8 protein-coding genes and 1 tRNA gene are annotated in these 5,941 nt (G+C 59.3%); 7 read left to right on the top strand and 2 right to left on the bottom strand.

Annotated elements, in window-relative coordinates; all coding sequences use genetic code 11:
* Positions 1-139: 139 nt before the first annotated feature.
* The 3 genes from EXR36_15215 (at position 140) to EXR36_15205 (ending at position 1,637) form a co-directional block, all read left to right on the top strand.
* Complete coding sequence (locus tag EXR36_15215; GenBank protein MSQ60939.1) at positions 140-448, top strand: FKBP-type peptidyl-prolyl cis-trans isomerase; 309 nt, start codon at positions 140-142, stop codon at positions 446-448.
* A gap of 22 nt (positions 449-470) precedes the next feature.
* Positions 471-1,268, top strand: coding sequence for a hypothetical protein (locus EXR36_15210; protein MSQ60938.1), 798 nt, complete (start codon positions 471-473; stop codon positions 1,266-1,268).
* A 126-nt stretch (positions 1,269-1,394) separates the two neighbouring features.
* The gene (locus EXR36_15205) at positions 1,395-1,637 is read left to right on the top strand and encodes a hypothetical protein (protein ID MSQ60937.1); all 243 of its coding nucleotides are present in this window, start codon (positions 1,395-1,397) and stop codon (positions 1,635-1,637) included.
* Positions 1,638-1,672: 35 nt separating this feature from the next.
* Here EXR36_15205 and EXR36_15200 read toward each other — a convergent pair.
* A tRNA-Arg gene (locus EXR36_15200) sits at positions 1,673-1,748 on the bottom strand.
* 144 nt (positions 1,749-1,892) lie between these two features.
* Between EXR36_15200 and EXR36_15195 the strand changes: the two genes are divergently transcribed.
* Together EXR36_15195 and EXR36_15190 are read left to right on the top strand one after the other, a co-directional pair.
* Entirely contained in the window at positions 1,893-3,203 is a 1,311-nt protein-coding gene (locus EXR36_15195) for a DEAD/DEAH box helicase (protein MSQ60936.1), read from the top strand.
* Complete coding sequence (locus EXR36_15190; GenBank protein MSQ60935.1) at positions 3,121-4,074, top strand: tetratricopeptide repeat protein; 954 nt, start codon at positions 3,121-3,123, stop codon at positions 4,072-4,074. The genes EXR36_15195 and EXR36_15190 overlap by 83 nt, the downstream gene beginning before the upstream one ends.
* A gap of 4 nt (positions 4,075-4,078) precedes the next feature.
* Here the strand turns inward: EXR36_15190 and EXR36_15185 are convergent, their stop codons facing one another.
* Positions 4,079-5,077: a VacJ family lipoprotein gene (locus tag EXR36_15185; GenBank protein MSQ60934.1), complete on the bottom strand. Its 999-nt coding sequence runs from the start codon at positions 5,075-5,077 to the stop codon at positions 4,079-4,081.
* On the opposite strand from EXR36_15185, the gene EXR36_15180 reads away from it, so the two are divergent.
* Both EXR36_15180 and EXR36_15175 read left to right on the top strand, forming a co-directional pair.
* Positions 5,051-5,332, top strand: a complete 282-nt coding sequence (locus EXR36_15180; GenBank protein MSQ60933.1) for a hypothetical protein — start codon at positions 5,051-5,053, stop codon at positions 5,330-5,332. The two genes, EXR36_15185 and EXR36_15180, sit on opposite strands and share 27 nt — an antisense overlap.
* Before the next feature lie 161 nt (positions 5,333-5,493).
* The gene (locus EXR36_15175) at positions 5,494-5,766 is read left to right on the top strand and encodes a hypothetical protein (protein ID MSQ60932.1); all 273 of its coding nucleotides are present in this window, start codon (positions 5,494-5,496) and stop codon (positions 5,764-5,766) included.
* Positions 5,767-5,941: the final 175 nt, after the last annotated feature.

The following is a 5,941-nucleotide window of genomic DNA, read 5'->3' as shown; positions in this document are numbered from 1 at the left end:
TCGAAGAATCCAGGCTGCTTGGGTTTGGGTTGCTTCCTGCGTTTGTCTTTCTTCATCGGCCTCGGGATCACTTTGCGCTTCGAGGCTTTTTATCACATCGATTCCATACACACTACTCTAGAATGCTGAATTATTAGAGGTGCCCATTACAGAAGGCGCGGGAGATGCCGCGATCTCGGGCCAAAGCGTCACGGTTCACTACACGGGTTGGCTCACCGACGGCACCAAGTTCGATTCGAGCAAGGACCGCGACGATCCCTTCGAGTTCGATCTGGGTGCCCGCCGCGTCATCGCGGGATGGGACGAGGGCGTGCAAGGCATGCGCGTGGGAGGTGTGCGCAAACTCACCATCCCGCCCGCGCTGGGGTATGGCGCGCGCGGCGCCAGCGGTGTCATTCCTCCCAATGCAACGCTCGTGTTCGAGGTGGAATTGTTGGGCGTGGGTTAGGCGAGTGAACCGGCGAGGCGTCTTGAAGATTGAATCGCCTCCCACCTTCGCCCGCTACATCGGCATCGACTATTCCGGCGCCGAAACTCCGGACTCGAGCCTGAAGGGCTTACGCGTCAATCAGGCGAACCGCGCTTCACCGCCCGAGGAAGTGCTGCCTCCCTCTGGGCCGCGGAAGTCTTGGTCGCGGCGCGGCGTTGCGCAATGGCTGGTGGCGCGGCTGGCGGAGGACGTACCTACGGTGGTGGGCATTGACCATGGTTTCTCGTTTCCGATGCGTTATTTCGAGGTCCATCGCATTGATACTCAGTGGCCTGCGTTTCTTGAAGACTTCCAGCGCCATTGGCCTACGCATGAGGACAATATCTATGTAGAGTTTGTTCGCTGGGGCATGCACGGCCATGGTGCCGAGCGCACTGGAAATGCTCGCTGGCGCCGCCTGACGGATGAACGAGCGGGTTCGGCCAAGTCGGTGTTCCACTTCGACGTGCCGGGCTCGGTCGCCAAATCCACGCACGCGGGCTTACCGTGGCTGCTCTACATGCGTCAACAACTCGGCGAGCGAGCGCATTTTTGGCCCTTCGACGGATGGCAAGTCCCTCCCGGCCGTTCGGTCGTGGCGGAGGCATATCCCGCTTTGTGGAAGAAAATGTTCGAGGCGAATGGGCGCACCGCTGACCAGCACGACGCTTATTCGGTTGCCGCCTGGCTACGCCAGGCCGATACCGATGGCCAACTCGCACGCTTTCTCAATCCTCCATTGAATCCGCCGGTGCGTACGGTGGCGGAAATTGAAGGATGGATACTTGGGGTTGAGTGACAAGGGTGTTCGGGTAGCGTGCGGCGGCAGCAGGATAGGCAATAGAATGGAGTGCCAGAACGTGGCGAGCGCGCCATAAAAACTATGTGGCTTCATGGGCCGCTTTCAATTTGTGAGGGAGTCACCATGTCTGAAGAAGATCTAAAGAACGAGTTAGAGCGCTTGCGCAAAGAGAACGCCGCGCTCAAGAAAGGGGCCGCAACCGGCATCACCATGAAAGTCAGCGAGAAGGGCGGGCTCTCGGTGTATGGAATGGGGCGTTTCCCTATCACGCTATACAAGGAACAGTGGATCAAGCTCCTCGATATGTCCGATGAGATTCGGGCATTCATCGCGGCGAACGAGGGGAACCTGAAGGCGAAGGGATAGGGTCTGGCCGGTGCTGGCTAACCCATTGACATTATTGGCGCCCCGAACACGAATCGAACGTGCGACCTACCCCTTAGGAGGGGGTTGCTCTATCCACTGAGCTACCGGGGCGATGACGGCGGGCAAGCGGCCGGGATTCTAGCGGAAACCCCCGTGTTTCTTGGGTTTTGCCGGGGATGAGGTATGATCTGCGCTTTCCGGGGGCCCATTTCGAGGTCTTTCCGGGGATTCTCTCCCCATGGAAGGTCGTTATCGATGAAATTTACCGAGCTTGGTTTGGACGAGGATATCCTTCGTTCGATTTTTGAACAGGGGTATACCGAACCCACACCGGTGCAAGCTCAGGCCATTCCGGTGATCTTAGAAGGGCGCGATTTAATGGCGAGCGCCCAAACGGGCACGGGAAAGACAGCGGCGTTCATGCTGCCCGTCTTGCAGCGAATCAAGCGGCATGCGAGTACCAGTGTTTCGCCGGCGCGGCATCCCGTGCGAGTATTGGCGCTGACGCCTACGCGCGAGCTGGCCGTGCAGGTATGGGAGGCCGCGCGCGATTACGCCAAGTACACGGCGCTGCGCACGACCGTGGTCTATGGCGGTGTGAACATCGATCCGCAGATCAAGGAGCTGAAGGCCGGGGTGGAGATTTTGGTTTCCACGCCAGGGCGGTTGTTGGATCACGTGCAGCAGAAGACGGTGCAACTGGGCCAGGTCGAGGTTCTGATTCTCGACGAGGCTGACCGTATGCTGGACATGGGATTCATGCCCGACATCAAGCGCATTCTGGCTCTGATGCCGGCCAAGCGCCAGAACCTGATGTTCTCCGCGACTTTCTCGGACGACATCAAGCGGCTCGCCAATCAAATATTGAGCGATCCCGCGCGCATCCAGATCGCGCAAAAGAACACGATTGCCGAGTTGGTGACTCACAAGGCCTACAAGGTAGGCGAGAACAGAAAGCGTGAATGCCTGAGTTTCCTGCTGCGTTCGCGCGAATTGAAGCAAGTGTTGGTGTTTACCAGTACGCGGCAAATGGCCAACCGGCTGGTGCATTTCCTGGATCGCGAAGGACACTCCTGTGCCGCGCTGCATAGCGACAAGTCGCAGGCGGAGCGCCTACAGGCGCTCAATGAGTTCAAGGCCGGGACCGTCAATGTCTTGGTCGCCACGGACATTGCCGCTCGCGGGCTCGACATCGAACAGCTACCACTGGTGATCAACTACGAGATGCCGCCCAACCCCGAGGATTACATTCATCGCGTAGGCCGCACCGGCCGCGCCGGGTTGGAGGGTGAAGCGATTTCGTTGGTGTCGCCGAGAGATGCGGAGTCGCTGGCGGGCATCGAGAAATTACTCAAGGCGCCCATTTCCATCGCCAGCGAAAGCGATCTGCTGCGGCAAAGTTCCATGCAAGCGGCCGTTGAACTTCCCAGTGCCGTGTCCCACGAGGAGGCGCTCGTAGCCACACCGCCGCGCCCTGTCCGGCATGTTCCTGAAGTTTCGCAAGCGGTGCCGCGCAAGGCGCAGATTCCCGCACTGTTTCTACCGCCCGCGGCGCAGGCAAAGTAAAGATTTCCCTGGGTCGGTGATAGACGTGGAACCGGAAAGCGCGCCCATCGATCAGTTTGAAAAGGTAGTTCGGCAACCCGACGATCGGATTGACCTGGCGCGCGCGGCATTGCTCATCGCGAAGGGCCGCAACGGGAGCCTGGATGTAGAGCGCTATATCTCCGAGTTGGACTTTCTTGGCACGACCTTGCGCCGGCGCATGGCGGAGGATGCCGGTGTGATGCTGCGTGTCGGCGCGCTGAACCAGTTTTTGTTTCAGGAACAAGGCTTCGCGCCAAACCGGCAAGACTATTACGATCCGCGCAACAGCTTTCTCAACGACGTGCTGGATCGCAAGCTGGGCATTCCCATCAGCTTGTCGGTGTTGTATCTGGAAGTGGGCCGGCGCATTGGATTGCCCCTGCGTGGCGTGTCTTTCCCAGGGCATTTCCTGGTGAAATGCAAGGTCGATCAAGTGGTGATCGTTCTGGATCCGTTCACCGGAGGCGCGTCTTTGAGCATGCAGGATCTGCAGAAGCGCTTGCGCGAAGTAAGAGGCGTGGAAGTGTCGCGCGCCATCGTCGCCAGCATGCTCGTGGCCGCCGAGAAAAAAGAAATTCTCGCGCGAATGCTGCGCAACCTAAAGGCGGTGTACGTGAAGCGCGAGGAAGTGCAGGCCGCGCTCTGCGTGATCGAATGGTTGATGGTGTTGAGCCCCGGTGCCGTGAGCGAGATTCGTGACCGCGGGCTCCTGTACCAGCAGATGGAGTGCTTCCGTGCCGCGTTGTCCGACTTGGAGCGCTATCTCAAGTTGCAGCCTGGTGCCGAGGACGCCGACGATATCCACGCCAAAGTGGTGGAGCTGCGGCAAAACACCGCGCGGTTGAATTAACCCCCTACCGCGGTTTGGCTGGAGCGGATGCCGGCGAACCGGCTGGAGCGCCCTCTTCTGCCTCGGCTAACTCTTCCTCCAATTCCTTAAGGGTTTTTCGTCTCGGCGCCGCTTCGGGTGATTGGGACTTGCTTGGCTCTTGCCCATCATGAATGAGCCGTTCGCGGCGTTGCAGATAGGCATCGCGCAGGAAGTAATAGCGGTCTAGAGCGGCTTCCTCCAAGATCCGTTCGGCGTCTAGCAGGCTGGCGCGTTGGTCCACTATGCGCACGCCGAGGGCGGTCCAACCTTGTGTGCCGCCCTTAAAGGCATAGGTGGCAGGAGTGGTCGCGAAGTCCACAATCAACCCCGATCCGTCGCGCACCGTACTCGGTCCCAGGAGCGGCAGCATCAAATAAGGGCCCGAACCGAGGCCCCAAAGGCCGAGGGTTTGTCCGAAGTCCTCGTCATGTTTTTGCAATCCCATATGGGAGGCCACGTCAAAGATGCCGAGGATTCCGATGCTGGAATTGATGACGAAGCGCCCGGTGTCGGATGCGGCTTGGCGAAACCTGCCTTGCAGCACTCCGTTGAGCGCAGTCGGTACATCGCGAAGATTGTCGAGGAGGTTGCTAACACCGCTGCGGATCGGCAGCGGCACCGCAGCCCGGTAGCCCTTGGCAACGGGTTTCAGGATGGCCCTATCCAGGGCATCGTTTGCCTTGTACACGACCCGGTTGAAGGGCTCTAATGGATCTCTCGGATTGGTTCCAGCGCACCCTACGAGGAAAACCGCCACGGCAAGCGTTGCAAGGGAGCGCGGAAGTGTTATTGGTATCAAATGAGGGGGCGCCGCTGAAAGGATAAGTATGCCGCCGGGATTATAGCCATAGCGGGCAGAGGAGCGTCTCGAGGCGCGATGCGGGAGGAGTGAGGAGCGCGCGACATTTTCAAATGATTTCGTGTCTCTTGCGAAATTTCGTATACGCCGCGAAATATGGCGAAATCGATCGACCCTTGGCATTTCTCCCGGTCAGATCTGGCGTGTCATTACCTAATGGCGGTGCTGGCGGCAGCCCGCCGTCCGATATCCAGCTTCGGGCCACGCCAGACCGGGAAAACGACGCTGCTCACCACGGACCCATTGCATTTGGCGGAACAGCAGGGGCTCGTACCCATTTACGTGGGGCGTACAACCTATGCATTTGGCCTACGACGCGAGGTATATAAGATCGACGACGAATATTTCGCGGATTGGGTTGTGAGGCGTGAGGCGTGAGGCGTGAGGCGTGAGGCGTGAGGCGTGAGGCGTGAAACGCCCTGCAAGCTAACTCCTTCCCCCGCTTGCGGGGAAGATGGGGTTGGGAGCGATCGAAGGGGCGTCATTTGCCGGCCGGACGAGGGATAGGGCATGGCTGAACCGAAACGAAACGAAAGCTGGTGGCGATATTAAGCGCGGACGTGGCTGGCTATTCCCGCCTGATGGGCGAGGATGACCGGGCAACTCTGGAAGCGCTCACGGCCCACCGTGAGGTGATGCGCCGCCACATCGGCGAGCACGGTGGCCGGGTGATCGACACACCGGGCGATGCCCTGCTCGCGGAGTTTCCCAGCGCGGTGGAGGCGCTACAAAGCGCGATGGACATCCAAGCCGAACTCGCCGAACGCAACGATCTGCTACCAGAAAACCGGCGGACCGAGCCCGTGCGATAAGTGCTTTGCGCCGGGCGGGACTCAAGTAAAGGGCACCTCTAATAATTCAGCATTCTAGAGTAGTGTGTATGGAATCGATGTGATAAAAAGCCTCGAAGCGCAAAGTGATCCCGAGGCCGATGAAGAAAGACAAACGCAGGAAGCAACCCAAACCCAAGCAGCCTGGATTCTTCGA

The organism is Betaproteobacteria bacterium (assembly GCA_009693245.1).
Lineage (GTDB): Bacteria > Pseudomonadota > Gammaproteobacteria > Burkholderiales > SHXO01 > SHXO01.
Note: the sequence above shows the minus strand (reverse complement) of the source record. Positions and strands in the feature narration are given on the sequence as shown.